The organism is Agrobacterium sp. 10MFCol1.1 (genome assembly GCF_000381165.1).
GTDB lineage: Bacteria > Pseudomonadota > Alphaproteobacteria > Rhizobiales > Rhizobiaceae > Agrobacterium > Agrobacterium tumefaciens.
Genome location: NZ_KB906074.1, coordinates 572,876 through 589,549, shown reverse-complemented (window position 1 = coordinate 589,549; position 16,674 = coordinate 572,876). Strand labels below are relative to the sequence as shown.

At 58.4% G+C, this 16,674-nt stretch carries 19 protein-coding genes and 2 tRNA genes; 13 read left to right on the top strand and 8 right to left on the bottom strand.

From position 1 onward, the window contains the following. Positions 1–530: GTP-binding protein (locus tag F617_RS0111205; RefSeq protein ID WP_019565350.1), on the bottom strand; the 530-nt coding region annotated here is incomplete at its 3' end. Positions 531–962: 432 nt separating this feature from the next. On the opposite strand from F617_RS0111205, the gene F617_RS0111200 reads away from it, so the two are divergent. Continuing rightward, complete coding sequence (locus F617_RS0111200; protein ID WP_003513029.1) at positions 963–1,595, top strand: TerC family protein; 633 nt, start codon at positions 963–965, stop codon at positions 1,593–1,595. Positions 1,596–2,641: 1,046 nt separating this feature from the next. Here the strand turns inward: F617_RS0111200 and F617_RS0111195 are convergent. After that, entirely contained in the window at positions 2,642–3,091 is a 450-nt protein-coding gene (locus tag F617_RS0111195; RefSeq protein ID WP_003513030.1) for a hypothetical protein, read from the bottom strand. Between the two features lie 322 nt (positions 3,092–3,413). Between F617_RS0111195 and F617_RS0111190 the strand changes: the two genes are divergently transcribed. Both F617_RS0111190 and F617_RS0111185 read left to right on the top strand, forming a co-directional pair. Then, entirely contained in the window at positions 3,414–3,740 is a 327-nt protein-coding gene (locus F617_RS0111190) for a BA14K family protein (protein ID WP_081626696.1), read from the top strand. A 119-nt stretch (positions 3,741–3,859) separates the two neighbouring features. Next, entirely contained in the window at positions 3,860–4,054 is a 195-nt protein-coding gene (locus F617_RS0111185) for a hypothetical protein (protein WP_019565347.1), read from the top strand. Between the two features lie 69 nt (positions 4,055–4,123). Here the strand turns inward: F617_RS0111185 and F617_RS0111180 are convergent. Both F617_RS0111180 and F617_RS0111175 read right to left on the bottom strand, forming a co-directional pair. Continuing rightward, positions 4,124–4,197 (bottom strand) — tRNA-Gly (locus F617_RS0111180). Positions 4,198–4,223: 26 nt separating this feature from the next. Then, positions 4,224–4,308: transfer RNA gene (locus F617_RS0111175), tRNA-Tyr, on the bottom strand. 209 nt (positions 4,309–4,517) lie between these two features. On the opposite strand from F617_RS0111175, the gene rlmB reads away from it, so the two are divergent. The 5 genes from rlmB (at position 4,518) to F617_RS0111150 (ending at position 8,403) form a co-directional block, all read left to right on the top strand. Next, positions 4,518–5,405 carry a 23S rRNA (guanosine(2251)-2'-O)-methyltransferase RlmB gene (gene rlmB / locus F617_RS0111170; protein ID WP_019565346.1) on the top strand — a complete coding sequence of 296 codons (888 nt, stop codon included), beginning with the start codon at positions 4,518–4,520 and terminating at the stop codon, positions 5,403–5,405. 76 nt (positions 5,406–5,481) lie between these two features. Next, complete coding sequence (locus tag F617_RS0111165) at positions 5,482–5,874, top strand: acyl-CoA thioesterase (protein WP_003513034.1); 393 nt, start codon at positions 5,482–5,484, stop codon at positions 5,872–5,874. Between the two features lie 6 nt (positions 5,875–5,880). Beyond that, a complete protein-coding gene (locus tag F617_RS0111160; protein ID WP_003513035.1) occupies positions 5,881–6,474 on the top strand; it encodes a hypothetical protein in 594 nt (197 codons plus the stop codon). A 99-nt stretch (positions 6,475–6,573) separates the two neighbouring features. Then, positions 6,574–6,990 (top strand): DUF2946 family protein, encoded by a 417-nt coding sequence (locus F617_RS0111155; protein WP_003513036.1) that lies wholly within the window; start codon positions 6,574–6,576, stop codon positions 6,988–6,990. Positions 6,991–7,038: 48 nt separating this feature from the next. Beyond that, positions 7,039–8,403 (top strand): PepSY domain-containing protein, encoded by a 1,365-nt coding sequence (locus tag F617_RS0111150; protein ID WP_019565344.1) that lies wholly within the window; start codon positions 7,039–7,041, stop codon positions 8,401–8,403. A 176-nt stretch (positions 8,404–8,579) separates the two neighbouring features. Here F617_RS0111150 and F617_RS0111145 read toward each other — a convergent pair whose 3' ends face one another. Beyond that, entirely contained in the window at positions 8,580–9,056 is a 477-nt protein-coding gene (locus F617_RS0111145; RefSeq protein ID WP_019565343.1) for a nuclear transport factor 2 family protein, read from the bottom strand. Between the two features lie 12 nt (positions 9,057–9,068). Continuing rightward, positions 9,069–9,680 (bottom strand): NAD(P)-dependent oxidoreductase, encoded by a 612-nt coding sequence (locus F617_RS0111140; protein WP_013636447.1) that lies wholly within the window; start codon positions 9,678–9,680, stop codon positions 9,069–9,071. Positions 9,681–9,834: 154 nt separating this feature from the next. Here F617_RS0111140 and F617_RS0111135 point away from each other — a divergent pair, with 154 nt between their 5' ends. Further along, positions 9,835–10,218 carry a helix-turn-helix domain-containing protein gene (locus tag F617_RS0111135; RefSeq protein WP_003513040.1) on the top strand — a complete coding sequence of 128 codons (384 nt, stop codon included), beginning with the start codon at positions 9,835–9,837 and terminating at the stop codon, positions 10,216–10,218. A 61-nt stretch (positions 10,219–10,279) separates the two neighbouring features. On the opposite strand, the gene F617_RS0111130 is transcribed toward F617_RS0111135, so the two are convergent. Further along, on the bottom strand, positions 10,280–10,633 hold the full coding sequence (locus tag F617_RS0111130) for a DMT family protein (RefSeq protein WP_003513041.1): 354 nt from the start codon (positions 10,631–10,633) through the stop codon (positions 10,280–10,282). Positions 10,634–10,874: 241 nt separating this feature from the next. Here F617_RS0111130 and uvrB point away from each other — a divergent pair, with 241 nt between their 5' ends. Both uvrB and F617_RS0111120 read left to right on the top strand, forming a co-directional pair. Further along, positions 10,875–13,856 (top strand): excinuclease ABC subunit UvrB, encoded by a 2,982-nt coding sequence (gene uvrB, locus F617_RS0111125; RefSeq protein ID WP_003513042.1) that lies wholly within the window; start codon positions 10,875–10,877, stop codon positions 13,854–13,856. Between the two features lie 31 nt (positions 13,857–13,887). Continuing rightward, on the top strand, positions 13,888–14,856 hold the full coding sequence (locus F617_RS0111120) for an alpha/beta hydrolase family protein (RefSeq protein ID WP_019565341.1): 969 nt from the start codon (positions 13,888–13,890) through the stop codon (positions 14,854–14,856). Between the two features lie 12 nt (positions 14,857–14,868). Here the strand turns inward: F617_RS0111120 and F617_RS0111115 are convergent, their stop codons facing one another. Then, a complete protein-coding gene (locus F617_RS0111115) occupies positions 14,869–15,303 on the bottom strand; it encodes a DUF1801 domain-containing protein (protein ID WP_019565340.1) in 435 nt (144 codons plus the stop codon). 140 nt (positions 15,304–15,443) lie between these two features. On the opposite strand from F617_RS0111115, the gene F617_RS0111110 reads away from it, so the two are divergent. Together F617_RS0111110 and F617_RS0111105 are read left to right on the top strand one after the other, a co-directional pair. Then, positions 15,444–15,899, top strand: a complete 456-nt coding sequence (locus F617_RS0111110) for a PRC-barrel domain-containing protein (protein WP_003513045.1) — start codon at positions 15,444–15,446, stop codon at positions 15,897–15,899. Between the two features lie 157 nt (positions 15,900–16,056). Beyond that, positions 16,057–16,668, top strand: coding sequence for a DUF922 domain-containing Zn-dependent protease (locus tag F617_RS0111105; protein WP_026330788.1), 612 nt, complete (start codon positions 16,057–16,059; stop codon positions 16,666–16,668). Positions 16,669–16,674 lie beyond the last annotated feature (6 nt).

The window sequence follows — 16,674 nt, the reverse complement described above, 5'->3', positions numbered from 1 at the left end:
GAATCTTCAAGAGCAGCAAGTGCCGAACCCTTGACGATCGGGATATCGTCGCCCGGGAAGTCGTAGGACGACAGAAGTTCGCGAACTTCCAGTTCGACGAGCTCGAGAAGCTCGGCGTCGTCAACCTGGTCAACCTTGTTGAGGAACACGACGATCGCCGGAACGCCAACCTGGCGAGCAAGCAGGATGTGCTCGCGCGTCTGCGGCATCGGGCCGTCAGCTGCAGAGCAAACCAGGATCGCGCCGTCCATCTGGGCAGCACCGGTGATCATGTTCTTCACGTAGTCGGCGTGGCCGGGGCAGTCGACGTGTGCGTAGTGACGGTTCGGCGTTTCGTATTCGACGTGCGCCGTCGAGATCGTGATGCCGCGAGCCTTTTCTTCAGGAGCAGCGTCGATCTGGTCGTACGCCTTGAACTCGCCGAAATACTTCGTGATCGCAGCAGTCAACGACGTCTTGCCGTGGTCGACGTGACCGATCGTGCCAATGTTGACGTGCGGCTTATTGCGCTCAAACTTGCTCTTTGCCATGTGAATTGCTTCCTGTGAACGTGAAGTAGTTTTCCCGGCGAACCGGTTTGGTGTCGCCGTTTAAGGCTTTGTAAGCGAATGCGCAAGACTTAATTGTCAAAGCACGGTCGCGCACGCCTAAGGCGCGCCTCAAGGTGCATATATGGTGCGTTCCGCGCGATATTCAAAGCTGGCTCAGCCTTCCCACGCGACGGCAAGACGGGACGCACGGACGGGACCCTGCCTGCACCCCTCTTCGCACAATCGGATCGTTAAATAAGCTTTTTCTTTATCACAACTTCTTTACCTGGACCCTCATCATGGCTTAAGGAAATTTCATCTCCGGGGGGAGACGGGCGAGCGGGACGATGCGCCCAGGCGCAAAACCTCTATGCCACATATTGATCAGCCGCGCTCTCCGGCGCGAAATTACATCCGTTTCAGGACCGCTCAATGGAAATCTTCACAGCCGCCGGCTTCACGGCATTCATGCAAGTCATTGCGATCGATCTCGTTCTCGCAGGCGACAATGCCATCGTCATCGGCCTTGCCGCCGCCGGTCTTCCCGCCCATCTTCGCCGCAAGGCGATCCTGGTCGGCATCATCGCCGCCACCGTATTGCGCATCGGCTTTGCCGCCGTCACCGTGCAGCTTCTCTCCATTGTCGGGCTGCAACTCTTCGGCGGGCTTCTGCTTGCCTGGGTGTGCTGGAAGATGTGGTCCGAACTGCGCGAAGCCGCAGGCTCCATCGAAGACGAGGTGACGGACGAAGAGGCTGACCTGACCAAAGGTCACAAGACCTTCTTTCAGGCCGCAACCCAGATCGTCATCGCCGATGTGTCCATGTCGCTGGACAACGTGCTTGCCGTCGCCGGTGCCGCGCAGGACCATGTCACGGTGCTGATCATCGGTCTCGTCGTCTCGATTGCCCTCATGGGACTGGCCGCCAATTTCGTCGCCAAGTTGCTGCACCGCTACCGCTGGATTTCGTATCTTGGCCTGATGGTCATCATCTATGTGGCGCTCAACATGCTGTATCACGGCGTGATCGAAGTCCTGCCCTACATCAAGCCTTATTTCGGCTGAGACTGGCAGTCACATATTCGTCCCGAAAGGCCTGGAAACGAGAGTTTCCGGGCCTTTTCTTTTCATACCCACACAAATGCACCCTTGCCTGCACAGCATTGCAAGCGCACGCGCAGGTGAAATCGGCGCACAGGGGAATCGGTCTCCGCGTCCGCTGCAACATTCGGATAAGACAGGGAAATCGTGATTTTTTGCCTATGGATTTTGGCAATTGAGGTCAGCCACGGGCAAGCCTAGTGAGCTAGTTAATAAGTCATAAAAATAAAAAGAAAGGTAAAGCTGCCAATGGCTTATGACTGGACCGGCGGTCGCACCCGCCGCCTTCGCAGGATGAAGCTGGGCGCTGTTGCAAGCTCACTAATCCTGCTGGCGCTCTTAACAGCGCTCGTTCTAGGCTGAACGCGCTGCGCGCAATTCAACGCTGACCGGCGGCATGGCAAGGTTTCCCAAAACCGCCCTGCCGCCGCTCCTTCGGGGGCAACGTCCATTCTTTGTTGGCAAGTTTTGCCGAATATCAGCCGCGAAGGCATGTGCTGGTTATGCCGCCGATTGAAGCGGGTTCATTTCGGCGCTGAAGCTGCGGCAAGAGCTATCGAAACAGCCAATAAATGACGCCAAGCACCAACGTCCACATCAGTAATGATATGGCGAGTACGGCGAGGTAGTTTCGAAATCGTCTGGTCATCCGCCCACATTGCCGGCCAGCCGCCACGGGACAGCCGTAACCGTTTAATTGCTGGATGCGGATCAAGCCGCAAGATCAACTCTTTCTATCAAGATGCTGAATCGCAAACCATTCGCAGATTTTACCCGCCCGAAACCGGGGTTGCCTGACCATGTGAATATCAACCCGCCGGTAAGCGTGAAAACGCTGGGCCACGCTTGCCACAGGATTTGCAGGGCACAGGAAAAACCGCACGTCGTTCTGGACGTGGCTCAGACACGCTCCGGTCAACCGAATCGACAAATTAAGTCCTTCGGTATGATGCCTGATGACGCGTCATTGCTGGGGCAACGGCGATCAGCCGCCGCCCCAAAAAAGCGCGTCAGCTCTTCAAAGCCGTATTACACAGGCTCCAGTAACCGCCACCCTTCTGAATCCACTTGAGATCGCCGAGCGTGCCGTCATCCTTGTTCTTACGATAAGAATCGACGCAGGTCTTCAGGCGGGCCTTGCCAGGAGTCTCGCTTGAATATTTCTTATCGACAGCGCTCGGAAATACGACGCTCTTCGGAGCCTTTATCGTCGCCTTTTCGGGTTCTTTGTCGGTGGTAGCCGCAACTTGCTTGTCGTCGGCAGCGCTTTCGGCAGCAGCATCGCTACCGCAGAACTTGGCGCGATAGTCGTTCCACTTGACGTCCTTCGCGGACCCGTCGGCTTTCGCCGCCTGGTATTTCACGCTGCACTCTTTCATGGTGAGCGCCGCTGCGGGGGAGACAAACGCCGCCGATGCGAGCAGCGCTAAGGATGAGAGAATTACAACCCTGTTGATCATCGAAGACTCCCGTGTGCATGATTGCCGGCAGACTATCCGACCGGACTTTCCGCTTGTCAACGAGCAGTGCAACGAGCACTCAAAGTCGAATTGGCGCGGAGCAAAATGTGCTCATCGGGCGTGGCGTTTTCGCGGTGAGGACTGCATTACTCAGTTACCATGGATATCCAAATCAGCCCGCCGCCAGAGGCATCTCCGCCTTGCCACGCGAACGACGGCAGCACCGCCCAACGAATCACGTATTCGTGTGACGTCAACCCTGCATCGGAACGAAATTCCTTAATTTTCGTTAGCATCTCGAACGAATAACGAGGATTTATCGATGTTGAGGATGCCGAAGACTATCTCCGCGCTCGCTCTTGGCGTCGCAATATCTACCGCTTTTACCTTGCCCGCCAGTGCGCTGAGCCTCATACAGCCGGCCTACGAACAGCAGGAGCAGGCGCAGAATTCCGACGGTCGCGGCTATCCCGCATCCGCCTTTGCCGCGGGCAAGGGTGAAGAGGCGTCATCCAATGGTTACGCCCTCTCACAATCGGAAATAGACCACGTAAAATGGTGTGCAACGCGTTACGCATCATACCATCCAACCGACAACAGCTATATGGCTGCTGCCGGCATCCGGACGCAATGTCGTTCACCGGATTGATTCAGCCGTGCCCCAGCGCACCGCGTCCCAGCCAATAAGATAAAATTTACTTTAAATTCTATTGACCTGAACCTTTATCCGGGTTGGCCGTTTGAAGCGCGTGCCAGCGAGGAAACGCGATGATGTGGAATCTTGAAAAACTTGAGCAAGAGCGACTTGATCTGATCGAGGTCATTACTGCCCTGGGCCACACTGAACGCCTGTCGACGGCGGATCGCACCTCGATCTTTGAGAAAATTACGGCGCATATGGTAAGATTAAGCGAGCTCGACGCAGAGAAAATGCGGATTCAGTCGGCCTTGGAGGCGAACTGAAAACAGCCAACGCTGATTGGAGGCTGCACATCGGCGCGAGGCAAAATTATCGATCTTTTTGAGAAGTTTTGGAGCGGGTAGCGGGAATCGAACCCGCGTATTCAGCTTGGAAGGCTGCTGCTCTACCATTGAGCTATACCCGCGGTGGTGATTTTGATCCTGCGCAGAATGGTGGAGGGAGTTGGATTTGAACCAACGTAGGCGTAGCCAACGGATTTACAGTCCGTCCCCTTTAACCACTCGGGCATCCCTCCAGCTATCTGCTAGGATCGAGCAACCAAGCTCTTCAGATTTCTCTCCGGCGAAGCGCCGTTGCGTCGTCTGTGGCGCGTATATGACGGCCTCGTTCGCTTCTGTCAACACGCCGTTTCACGAATTTTCGGGAAAAAATTCAAACCTCTTTGCAGGCCTGTGGATTATCGCGGGGGCTGGTGTGCGTCGCGTCCCGGAGATATAAGGCGCCATGAGCAAAGACGATCCAAACGACAAATCCACCCGCGACACACACTACGCCACCCTTCGCCGTGCCGTGCGCGATGCCAAACGCGAGAGGGGCGAAATTCCGACCCCGCAGCAGCCGAAGCGCCGGAATCGTGGCGCGGAAGACTGGAAGCCGCCGCAGCTTGCGCCGGATCAGGTCCATCTTTACGGCCTGCATACCGTGCGTGCGGCGCTTTCCAACCCCGAACGGCAACTCATCAAGCTGTCGGTTACCCTGAATGCCTTTGCGCGTCTGGATATCGGCGAAGCGGATGCGCAGCCCTTCCCGGTAGAGATTGTCTCACCGCAGGATATCGACAAGGTGCTTGGCCCCGAGGCGATCCATCAGGGCGTGATGCTGGAAACCAGGCCGCTTCCGGTCAAGAAACTCGACGCGCTGAAGAAAAGCCCGTTGATCCTCGTGCTCGATCAGGTTACCGACCCGCACAATGTCGGCGCCATCATGCGCTCGGCGGTCGCCTTCAATGCCGGCGCCGTCATCACCACCATTCGCCATAGCCCGACGGAGTCAGGCGTGCTTGCGAAGTCTGCGTCCGGCGCACTGGAACTCATTCCCTATATCCAGATCACCAACCTCGCCGATACATTGGGCGAGCTGCACAAGCTTGGCTTCTTCTCGGTCGGTCTGGATTCGGAAGGCCCCGCCCCCATCGAGCAAACCTTCAACGGCGCAAAGATCGCCCTGGTACTGGGAGCCGAAGGCAAGGGTCTGCGCCAGAAGACCCGCGAAACCGTTTCGGCGCTCGCCCGTCTCGATATGCCGGGCGAGATCAAATCGCTCAACGTATCGAATGCGGCAGCCATCGCCCTTTATGCGACGCAGCAATTTCTGGGCAAAGCGTCGTCCTGACGCTTACCCTTCCTTGCGAAATCACAAAGCGCAACGCATGCTGCGCCTTTGACATTCGCAAGGAGCAAATCTCGACATGACCGACCTGCCCATCAAACCGACCGGCGAGCTGACGCTGCGGACGCTCGCAATGCCGGCCGACGCCAATCCGGCCGGTGATATTTTCGGCGGCTGGGTCATGTCCCAGATGGACTTGGCCAGCGGCATCCGCGCGGCGGAGCGGTCCCGCTGTCGCGTGGTCACTGCGGCGGTCAAGGAAATGGCTTTCGAGTTGCCGGTGAAGATCGGCGACACGCTGTCCATCTACACCGATATCGCCCGGCTCGGCCGCACCTCCATCACGCTGACGGTCGAGGCCTGGGCGCAGCGCTCCCGTTACGACAAGCTGGAAAAAGTCACTGCCGGAACCTTTATCATGGTGGCGATGGACGAAAACGGGCAGCCGACGCCCATCCCTCCGACGGAGTAGGGTGCGATGGAGGCCGCCGTCAACGCCGCGGAAGCCTATGCGCATATCCGCGCCGTCATGGGCATGGTGGTCGGCCTCAGCCTCGCCCGCTTGCTGACCGGCCTTGCCGGTTTCGTGCAGCATCCCAAGAAGGAGCGCATCTATCCCCTGCATATCGGCTGGGTGGCGTTCCTGTTTCTGATGCTCGTGCATTTCTGGTGGTGGGAACACCGGCTTTCCGCCACCAGCCACGTCCTCGGCTTCGGCGCGTTCCTGTTCCTGATCCTGTTCTGCTCGCTGTTCTATTTCCTGTGCGTGTTGCTGTTCCCCTCAGACATGAAGGAATACAAGGGATACGAGGACTATTTTTTTTCCCGCAAAAGCTGGTTCTTCGCGTTTCTCGCCGCACTTTTCGTCACGGATATCGGCGATACGCTGCTGAAGGGACAGGACTACCTCTCCTCGCTGGGCGCTGAATATCTCATCCGCACAGCTATTTACGTTGTTCTGTTCACACTGGCAGCTTTCATCGGCAACCGACGCTTTCACAGGTTTCTCGTCATTTTCGCCCTGATTTATCAGGTAGTCTGGATATTCCGGACCTACGACCTGCTGGCCTGAACATTCCCATCCCGACGCCGGGTGATAATTGAAAACAGGCCTCGTCTTTCGCCATCGTGTCGCGGTGACACGGCCCGATAAATATGGCATTTCGCTGCAATGGGATTCATTCGCAGGATAATGCAGGACAGAAGTTCGGCTGGCGCCATCGCCACGCTGGCGGTCCTGCTTTTTCTCCTGCAAGGGCTCGTGAATGGCCTGACCAGCGGCAATATGGCCTCAGCCGCGCTGGCGACCGGTGAGATCATCTGTTCCAGCCACATGCCCGAAGGCGGTTCGGGCAAACCGAACCCGGCCTCCAACCCTGCGGGCAAGCTCGCCGACAATTGCTGCGGCACGCTCTGCCGTCTGGCCTCCGTTACCATCGCCGCTCTTCCCGTTACTCCCGTGGAGCGTGCGGACGGGATCGTCCGGGTCGTCGAAGTCGACTTTCTCGACCGCGACACGGCATTGCCGCCGCCACCACCCAATCTGGAATCGCGCCCACGCGCACCGCCTCCCTCTCTGCAAATGTGAAGAGCGATCCGGCCCTGCCGGAAAATCAACTTTTCTGCGGAGACATCCATGTCCGTTACGACCTCTTTCGAGGGCGAGCGCGCGCCTGCGCAATCCTCGTCCGTCAACCTGTACCGCGCCGTATGGCGCTGGCACTTCTACGCTGGCCTTTTTGTACTGCCCTTTCTGATATCGCTGGCCGTCACCGGTGCGCTCTATCTGTTCCGGGACGAATTCGACAATTTCATTCATTCGGACCTGAAGCGCATCGAAGTGGCGCAGAACGTGCCGAAAGCACTCCCCTCCGATATTCTCGCCGCAGCCGTTGCGGCCGTTCCCGGCACTGCGGTGAAATACACCACGCCAGGCGATCCGGGTGCCTCGACGGAAATTACCGTCAGGACGGCCGAAGGGAAACGCGCCGTCTACGTCAACACCTATACCGGGCAGGTTGCCGGTTCACTGCCAGATCGCGGCACCATCATGTGGACGATCCGCTACATCCACAGCCTGAAATATTTCGGTACCTATACCCGCTATCTGATCGAGATCGCGGCCGGCTGGTCCATCCTGCTCGTCGCCACCGGCATCTATCTATGGTGGCCTAGGAAGCAGAGCGGCGGTGTCTTGACCGTGCGCGGCACGCCGAAAAAACGCGTCTTCTGGCGCGATACCCATGCCGTCACCGGCATTTTCGTCGGCTTTTTCGTCGTATTTCTCGCAGTCACCGGAATGCCCTGGTCGGGCGTGTGGGGCGCCAAGGTCAACGAATGGGCAAATGGCAGCAATTTCGGATATCCGGCAGGCGTGCGGACCGATGTTCCAATGTCCGGCGAACATCTCGATCACATGGCCAAGACCAGCTGGTCACTGGAGCAGGCGAAAATCCCGGAATCCTCCGCATCCGCCACCGGGCAACCAATCGGCATAGATGCAGCCATCGCGCGTTTCGACGGGCTCGGTCTTGCCACTGGTTATACCGTCGTGCTGCCGACCAAACCGACAGGCGTCTATAGCGGCTCCGTCTATCCCGACGACCTTTCAAAGCAGCGCGTCGTCCATCTCGATCAATATAGCGGCAAACCGCTGATCGACATGAGCTATTCCGACTACGGTCCGCTTGGAAAGGCGCTGGAATGGGGGATCAACGTGCATATGGGCCAACAATTCGGCCTCGCCAACCAGATCGTGTTGCTGGCAGCCTGTGTCGGCATCGTCCTGCTTGCCGTCTCCGCCGGCATCATGTGGTGGAAACGACGCCCCAGAGGTTCACTCGGCGTGCCACCATTGCCGCAGGATAAACGCGTCTTGCGCGGCCTGCTGGCGCTGCTCGCCATCGGTGGCATCCTGTTCCCGCTGGTCGGCGCAAGCCTGCTGGTGATGCTTGTTCTGGATCTGATCGTGCAGTCCCGCGAAAAGCAACGCGCTGCCTGACAAAAAACACGGCCGGGAGATATCCCCCGGCCGTGCCCTTCTGAATTCCGGGCGGTTGGCAGAAGCTTGGCCTTAGAGCACGTCCTGTTTAAACAGAATCGTTTGACGTGCTCTAACTGTTTGTTTCTACGAATTTTCCGGACGTAAAACCGCTACGCACTTTTACTGGAAATGCTCTAGAACATCGTATTATTGTTTGCAGCCTTTTCCGGAACCGGCTGGATCACGTCCCAATGTTCGGTAATCTTGCCGTCGGTGACCCTGCAAATATCGACGATGGCGGCTCCGCGAGCACCCTCTTTATCCGTGGAATGGATGTGCAGATAAACCAGATCTCCATCCGTGGCGCTGCGCACGATCCGGGATTTCGCCTGCGGGTTTTCCTTGAAGAAGCCGGTGAAATAGTCGACGAACGGCTTCTTGCCATCAGGCACCATCGGATTGTGCTGTTTGTAGCTGTCGACGATGACGGCAGCGCCCTTCTCCACTTCGTGCTTGTTGAAGACAGTGTCGTAAAAATCGATCACCAGCTTGCGGTTGGCTTCTTCCTGAACCAGATCGCGCTTGGCGGTTTCCGCCAGAACGGGCGCGGCCATCAGCGCGGGCGCGAGGGCAAGAGCAGCGATGGCAAGACGACGTGTCATGAAATTCATGGATGAGACCTCTCAGTAACCGACGGTGAAACGCTGGCGAGAATGCTGCGGCTTTTCGATTTCATCGACAAGAGCGATGGCGTAATCCTCGAAAGAAATGCGGCTGCCAGCTTCGTTGCTCAAAAGGCTGTCCTTGCCGATACGGAATTTGCCCGTTCTTTCCCCCGGCACGAATTCGGCCGATGGCGACAGGAAAGTCCAGTCGAGCTGCTTTTCCCCTTTCAGACGGTCCAGAAACTCCGCTCCCTTGGTCGCCTCGGCCTTGTAGGCGGCCGGGAAGTCCGGCAGGTCAACCACGCGCTGGCCCGGCGCAATTTCGAGGCTGCCGGCGCCACCCACGACGAGATAACGGGAAACGCCCGAGGCACGGACGGCCTCGATCAGCGTCACCGGATCGCTCGCAGTGAAGTGCACGGCGCTGATCACGGCATCGTGACCCTTAAGCAGTTCCGAAAGCCCTGCCTGATCGAAGACATCGCCCTTTTTTGCCACTACGTTCGGCAGGCTGGCGATCTTTTCAGGGTTGCGGGCGATCGCCGTCACCTGGTGCCCCCGGTCGGAAAGTTCCTTCAGAATACGGGATCCGGCATTGCCGGAGGCTCCGATGAGCGCGATTTTAGCCATGGCTTTTTCCTTTATAGGCATCGTTGTAGGTCTAGATAATAGACCGTCAGGGGAAGCTATGGTATCGCAGCCCCGGCTGCAAGAAGTCAGCCGACGCTGATCAGGTCACACGGCGATGACCTGAAAGGGCACAAAAATGGAAAGAGCAGGTAAAATGCCGGATACGCAAACCAAGGAAATCTTCGCCTTCGACCAGCCCTGCCCCATCCGCGACGTGCTGGATCGCATCGGTGATCAATGGAGCCTGCTGGTTCTGGAAGCGCTTCAGGGCGGGGTTCTGCGTTTCAACGAACTGAACCGCAAGATCGACGATATTTCCAAGCAGATGTTGTCACGCACGCTGAAACGGCTGGAGGAAGACGGTTTCATTCGCCGCACACTCTATGCGCAGGTGCCGCCGCGCGTGGAATACGAACTGACCAATCTCGGCCGTTCGTTTCTGGTGCCGATGCAATTGCTGGTGCAGTGGGCGGACGAGAACCACGTCCGCATTTGTACGGCGCGGTTGGACTATGCCAATGGTGGAACGGGATCGTAACACCGTTCCTCGTGCCGTGGCGAAACCTGTCCGCCACGGCAATAGAAAGGCCCTGTGGCGATCAGGAGCGGAAGATGAAGGAAGCGCCGAAAGCGATGAGCGCAAAACCGATCACGTGGTTGATCGTGATGCTTTCCTTCAGCCAGAAGACCGAGAACAGCGCAAAGACCGCAAGCGTGATAACTTCCTGAATGGTCTTGAGCTGCGCGGTCGAATAGACCTCCGATCCCATGCGGTTCGCGGGGACTGCGAGCATGTATTCGAAGAAAGCGATGCCCCAGCTTGCGACAATCGCAAGGAAGAGTGCGCTGCCCTTATGCTTGAGATGCCCATACCAGGCGAAAGTCATGAAAACATTGGAGACGATGAGCATCAGGACAGGCCAGATGTGGGCAGGGCTGATCGAGAACGGCATGATTGTTCCTGAATGAAGAAGGGAGGGATCTCACGAAAGGCAGTTTGAAAACGCAACCGTCATTTTTGTCTTTGCTTTAACTTACCGCCGTATGAAACGGAACCGGTTTCTATCAAAGCGTATTCGGCCGCTATGCAACGTATCCGGCCAAATTTTGTTCCCCGCGCTTCGTTTCCTTTTTGTACTCATTTTTTCTTGGCCTCCCCTTCCCTTTGCGCGTGACTCCCTCCATATTTCGCGCATGGCCAGATCACCCAAAAATTCCAAACCCTCGAATTCCGGCTTCGAGGAAGCTCCGCAATCGTCGTTCGAAGGCGCGCCGCTCAGCGGCAGCGTTGCCGATTGGGTAAAACAGCTCGAGGCGGAAGCCGAAGCCGGCTCGGTGGAAACCCAGCGCGAAGTCGCCTCGAAAGCTGGCAAGCACCGCAAGAAGATCGAGATCGAAGCGCGCAAGGAAGCGGAAAAAGCGGCCAACAAAACGGCTAAAAACACCACGGCTTCCAAGACAGCGCGCGGCGTTTCCATCGGCGCGTCGAGCGATCCAAAAACCCGCGCCGCCGCCGGTCTCAATCCAGTGGCTGGCATGGACGTTTCCCTGGAGGAGGCGGCCAATCTCGCACCGGGTGCCGTCACCGCCACCGTCGAGGCACTATCGGCGCTTATCGAGAGCGGCAATCCGCTGTTCAAGGACGGCAAGATGTGGACGCCGCACCGGCCGGCCCGTCCGCCGAAATCCGAAGGCGGCGTTACAATCCGCATGGACTCGGAGTATCAACCGGCAGGCGACCAGCCGACGGCGATTGCCGATCTCGTGGAAGGCATCAATTCCGGCGAGCGCAGCCAGGTCCTGCTCGGCGTCACCGGCTCCGGCAAAACCTTCACCATGGCCAAGGTGATCGAGGCAACCCAGCGCCCGGCCGTCATCCTTGCGCCCAACAAGACGCTGGCCGCGCAGCTCTATTCCGAGTTCAAGAACTTCTTCCCCGACAATGCGGTAGAGTACTTTGTCTCTTATTACGATTATTATCAGCCGGAAGCCTATGTGCCGCGCTCCGACACCTTCATCGAGAAGGAATCCTCGATCAACGAACAGATCGACCGGATGCGTCACTCCGCGACCCGCTCGCTGCTGGAACGCGACGACTGCATCATCGTCGCTTCGGTTTCCTGCATCTATGGTATCGGCTCGGTGGAAACCTATACCGCCATGACCTTCCAGATGCAGGTGGGCGACCGGCTGGACCAGCGCCAGCTTCTGGCCGACCTTGTGGCCCAGCAATACAAGCGCCGCGACATGGATTTCCAGCGCGGCTCCTTCCGCGTGCGCGGCGATACCATCGAAATCTTCCCTGCCCACCTTGAGGATGCCGCCTGGCGCATCTCGATGTTCGGCGACGAAATCGATTCCATTACCGAATTCGACCCGCTGACCGGCCAGAAAACCGGCGATCTGCAATCCGTCAAGATCTACGCCAATTCGCACTATGTCACCCCGCGCCCGACGCTGAACGGCGCGATCAAGTCGATCAAGGAAGAGCTGAGGGTCCGCCTCGCCGAGCTGGAAAAGGCGGGACGCCTGCTGGAAGCCCAGCGGCTGGAACAGCGCACGCGTTACGACATCGAAATGCTGGAGGCGACCGGCTCCTGCGCCGGTATCGAAAACTATTCGCGTTATCTAACCGGCCGCAATCCCGGTGAGCCGCCGCCGACGCTGTTTGAATATATCCCTGATAATGCGCTGCTTTTTATTGACGAAAGCCACGTCTCGGTTAGCCAGATCGGTGGCATGTATCGCGGCGACTTCAGGCGCAAGGCGACGCTGGCCGAATATGGCTTCCGCCTTCCCTCCTGCATGGATAACCGCCCGTTGCGCTTTGAGGAATGGGATGCGATGCGGCCGCTGACGGTCGCGGTTTCGGCCACCCCCGGCTCGTGGGAAATGGAACAGGCCGGCGGCGTCTTCGCCGAACAGGTCATCCGCCCGACAGGACTCATCGATCCACCGGTCGAGGTGCGCTCCGCCCGCAGCCAGGTGGACGATGTCCTCGGCGAAATTCGCGAGACCGCCGCTAAGGGTTACCGCACACTCTGCACCGTGCTGACCAAGCGCATGGCTGAAGACCTGACCGAATATCTGCACGAACAGGGCGTTCGCGTGCGTTACATGCACTCGGATATCGACACGCTGGAACGCATCGAGATCATCCGCGACCTGCGCCTTGGTGCCTTCGACGTGCTTGTCGGTATCAACCTTCTGCGCGAAGGCCTCGATATTCCAGAATGCGGTTTCGTCGCGATCCTCGATGCCGACAAGGAAGGCTTCCTGCGTTCGGAAACTTCGCTGATCCAGACCATCGGCCGCGCCGCCCGTAACGTCGACGGCAAGGTCATCCTATATGCCGACAACATCACCGGCTCGATGAAGCGGGCGATGGAGGAAACCTCCCGCCGCCGCGAAAAGCAGATGGCCTATAACGCCGAACACGGCATCACGCCGGAATCGGTCAAGGCGAAGATCTCCGATATTCTTGATTCAGTTTATGAACGTGATCACGTAAGGGCCGATATTTCAGGCGTTTCCGGCAAAGGCTTCGCCGATGGCGGCCATCTGGTCGGTAACAATCTGCAGTCCCATCTCAACGCGCTGGAAAAATCCATGCGCGATGCCGCAGCCGATCTGGACTTCGAAAAAGCCGCCCGCCTGCGAGACGAAATCAAGCGCCTCAAGGCCACCGAACTCGCCGTCATGGACGACCCGATGGCGAAGGAAGAGGCGAAATCGCTTGAGGGTGGCGGTAGAAGCAAGAAAAAAGAAACGAGCGCTCGCAACGGGTCGATCTCCCCTCTTGCAGGAGACATATCGGGCGTGACAGAGGACGGTGCCGCTTCCGCAAACGAAAGTGGAAAATCTCTCTTCGCCAAACCTTCGCTGGACGAAATGGGTCCCGGCTCGGACACGGGCAAGCCGCTGTTCCGCAGGAACACGCTGGACGAGATGACCGTTGGCCGCACCGAGAAGCCGGTGCGTGGCGAAGTTCCCGGCAAACCCGAGACGGAAACCGGCAAACGTTTCTCACCGCTCATGGAAGGCCAACCTGAGCGAACCAAGGACGATCCCCGCCCCCTCGTGCGCGGCAAGATCGGAGCGGGTTCCTATGAGGATGCCGGCGAACAGAAGCGCAAAAGCCGGACGAAGGGGAAGACCGGCCGTCCCGGTCGCTGACGCGCAACAGCGCAATCTGGATAGACACCGCATGCATCGAAAAAATCTGGCGGCCTTATGCCTCGTCTTTTTCTCAAGCCCAGTCCTTGCCGGGCAGATTGAGGACGCCACCTTCCACAGCGCCGCCCTGAACGCACCGCTGCCCGTCAACATCTACCGACCGGATGGCACGCCGCCGGAAAACGGCTGGCCGGTGCTTTATCTCCTGCACGGCCATGATGGTGACCAGAATAGCTGGCGAGACCTCGGCAATATCGAAAAGACGCTGGACACGCTGATTGCGGCTGGCGCCATCCGCCCGCTGGTTGTCATCATGCCAGGCGTTAAAAACAGTTGGTATGTGGATTCGGCCGCTGTCGGTGGTCCCGGCGATTACGAGACGGCCCTGACTGGCGATCTGCGCCATCAAGTGGAAAAAACGCTGCCGGTGCGAAAAGATCGCGAAGGGCGTGCCATCGCCGGGCTGTCCATGGGCGGTTTCGGCGCATTGCATCTGGCTTATGGCCACGAAGACCTCTATGGCGCAGTCGCCAGCCTGTCCGGCGCGATCTGGCAGAACGTGCCCGCCTCCGATCTCGACAAAACGCCCGCGGAACTCAAGCTCATTCAGGACAGCGCCTTCTTCCACCGCGTCGACCGCACCACCGTCACCAGCGGCATCGTGCTGCCCTCCACCGGCGATCACTTCTCCGGCGCCTTCGGCACGCCCTTCGATGCCAGACTTTTCAATGAGAAGAACGTCTTCACCCTTGTTGCACAGCACGTCGCCGAAAGCCAAGACTTGCCGGCCACCTATCTGACAGTTGGCGACGACGACGGCTTCTTCCTCTGGCGCGGCGCCATCGCCCTGCACGAAACGCTTCAGGCCGACAATCGTAAATCCGAATTGCGGATCACCGATGGCGATCACGTCTGGTCAGTGTGGAAAGTGTCAATTATCGACGCGCTGAAGTTCATCGATGGGGAATGGGACAAGGCAACGGACGTTGCGAAGGATTGACCGCCTACTCGATTACCCAGCCTTATTCCCCGTGCGTTTCTTTCCAGCCTTCCCCGCCACATTTAACGCCACCACCGCGCGGATCAGCGCCACCAGTGCCTCCTCGTCGATCTCATCTCCCTCGTGAAAGTCGATGGCGCGCCGCGTATTGCCCTCAAGGCTCGAATTGAACAGGCCGGCCGGGTCTTCAAGCGACGCGCCCTTCGCAAACGTCATCTTCACGGCTGTCTTGTAGGTTTCGCCGGTGCAGATGATACCGGCATGCTCCCAGACGGGCACGCCGCGCCATTTAACCTCCTCCGTCACCTCCGGATCGGCCTTCCTTATCAGCGCCCGGATGCGCGCAAGCGTCTCGCCACGCCAGTCGCCAAGCTCCGCGATCTTTCGATCGATGAGAACCGACGGTGCATTCTCCTCCGCTTCCTTGCTGTCAGTGTTTTTTGCCATAACGTCCTCCGGATTTGGCGTGCCAGTGCTCCCGCTACCAGCATAAACCAAAATTTCCTGCGCTCCCACGCGGAACCAAATCCGGCCTTCACCGTTTCTTCCCCGAACGAAACGTTCAGCATACAAAGGGAAGAAACATCATGAAAATCAACGTCATCGCTCTCGCTGCCGCAGCAGCCCTCTCCTCTTCCGTGGCTTTTGCCCAGACGGCTGCGACTGCGCCTGCTGTTGGCGCCGATGCGACTTTGTCCGGTCCCGGCATCACCATGGGCACCAAGGCTAACGGCCCGCTGAAGTTCGTCAATGTCCAGAAAACCGACCTCACCGCCTCCCAGCTCGACGGTCTGGATATCTATAACGCCCAGAACGAAAACATCGGCGAAATCGAGGATGTCGTCATCGGCGATGGCAAATCGGTGATCGGCCTCGTTGCCAGCGTCGGCGGTTTCCTCGGCATCGACAAGAGCTATGTGGTACTCGACCCTGCCTCTGTTGCAGTCCACAACGACAACGGCACCTGGAAGGCCTATGTCGATACCACCAAGGAAGCGCTGCAGAACGCACCGAAGCTCGACTACGACAAGCTGGACGACTGATTCCCCTGCAGTCGCAAGCTTGACCCCCGCGATCCGTCGCGGGGGTTTTTCGTGTGTGGAATTTCGGCGCAGTATCCGACAATCCCTCTCTCACGGCGCTTGCCTAGCAGCCCAGCTCTCGCCTATCTTCGGCGCGCAAGACACCAAGGATCGATGCGTGCCCGCCAAAACTCTCTCTTCCCTCACCATCAGCGCTATGACGATATTGCTGAGCACCCTTCCGCTGTCAGCACAGTCAGCCGGCTGGAAACCAGCCGAGCAGATAAAAACCTATGCGATCAGCGGTGATACGGGCGGAGCGCTCTACCAGTCCATAGGCGAACGCGGCCCGACCGCCGGTGTGCAGGCCATCGCCCACACCACCTTCAAGCTGACATGGCGGCGCGATTATCGTCCGCAACCGGACGGTGCCTGCGTACTGGCCACCGCCAAGCCCAATCTCACAATCATCTATACCTGGCCGAAAGCGCCGGCCAGATTGCCGCCCGCGGTCGCCGCCAGCTGGAAAACCTTCATTTCCGGTGTGGAAACCCATGAGCGCGTTCATGGCGAGCACATTCTCGACATGGTGCAGAAGATCGAGACATTCAGCACCGGTCTGAGAGCGGAAAACGATCCGAAATGCCAGAAAGTGCGCGTTGTCCTGCAACAGCGGCTTGGTGAGCTATCCAACGAGCAACGCCAGCGCGGACGCGATTTCGACCGGGACGAGCTTTCGCCCGGTGGCCGCGTGCATCAGCTCATCCTGGCGCTCGTCAACGGTCCCTGAGAACTC

Bases quoted from the DNA above. Each gene is read 5' to 3' on its own strand.
- F617_RS0111200 (WP_003513029.1), top strand. From the start codon at position 963: ATGGAAATCTTCACAGCCGCCGGCTTCACGGCATTCATGCAAGTCATT.
- F617_RS0111195 (WP_003513030.1), bottom strand. From the start codon at position 3,091: ATGATCAACAGGGTTGTAATTCTCTCATCCTTAGCGCTGCTCGCATCG.
- F617_RS0111190 (WP_081626696.1), top strand. From the start codon at position 3,414: ATGTTGAGGATGCCGAAGACTATCTCCGCGCTCGCTCTTGGCGTCGCA.
- F617_RS0111185 (WP_019565347.1), top strand. From the start codon at position 3,860: ATGATGTGGAATCTTGAAAAACTTGAGCAAGAGCGACTTGATCTGATC.
- rlmB (WP_019565346.1), top strand. From the start codon at position 4,518: ATGAGCAAAGACGATCCAAACGACAAATCCACCCGCGACACACACTAC.
- F617_RS0111165 (WP_003513034.1), top strand. From the start codon at position 5,482: ATGACCGACCTGCCCATCAAACCGACCGGCGAGCTGACGCTGCGGACG.
- F617_RS0111160 (WP_003513035.1), top strand. From the start codon at position 5,881: ATGGAGGCCGCCGTCAACGCCGCGGAAGCCTATGCGCATATCCGCGCC.
- F617_RS0111155 (WP_003513036.1), top strand. From the start codon at position 6,574: ATGGGATTCATTCGCAGGATAATGCAGGACAGAAGTTCGGCTGGCGCC.
- F617_RS0111150 (WP_019565344.1), top strand. From the start codon at position 7,039: ATGTCCGTTACGACCTCTTTCGAGGGCGAGCGCGCGCCTGCGCAATCC.
- F617_RS0111145 (WP_019565343.1), bottom strand. From the start codon at position 9,056: ATGAATTTCATGACACGTCGTCTTGCCATCGCTGCTCTTGCCCTCGCG.
- F617_RS0111140 (WP_013636447.1), bottom strand. From the start codon at position 9,680: ATGGCTAAAATCGCGCTCATCGGAGCCTCCGGCAATGCCGGATCCCGT.
- F617_RS0111135 (WP_003513040.1), top strand. From the start codon at position 9,835: ATGCCGGATACGCAAACCAAGGAAATCTTCGCCTTCGACCAGCCCTGC.
- F617_RS0111130 (WP_003513041.1), bottom strand. From the start codon at position 10,633: ATGCCGTTCTCGATCAGCCCTGCCCACATCTGGCCTGTCCTGATGCTC.
- uvrB (WP_003513042.1), top strand. From the start codon at position 10,875: ATGGCCAGATCACCCAAAAATTCCAAACCCTCGAATTCCGGCTTCGAG.
- F617_RS0111120 (WP_019565341.1), top strand. From the start codon at position 13,888: ATGCATCGAAAAAATCTGGCGGCCTTATGCCTCGTCTTTTTCTCAAGC.
- F617_RS0111115 (WP_019565340.1), bottom strand. From the start codon at position 15,303: ATGGCAAAAAACACTGACAGCAAGGAAGCGGAGGAGAATGCACCGTCG.
- F617_RS0111110 (WP_003513045.1), top strand. From the start codon at position 15,444: ATGAAAATCAACGTCATCGCTCTCGCTGCCGCAGCAGCCCTCTCCTCT.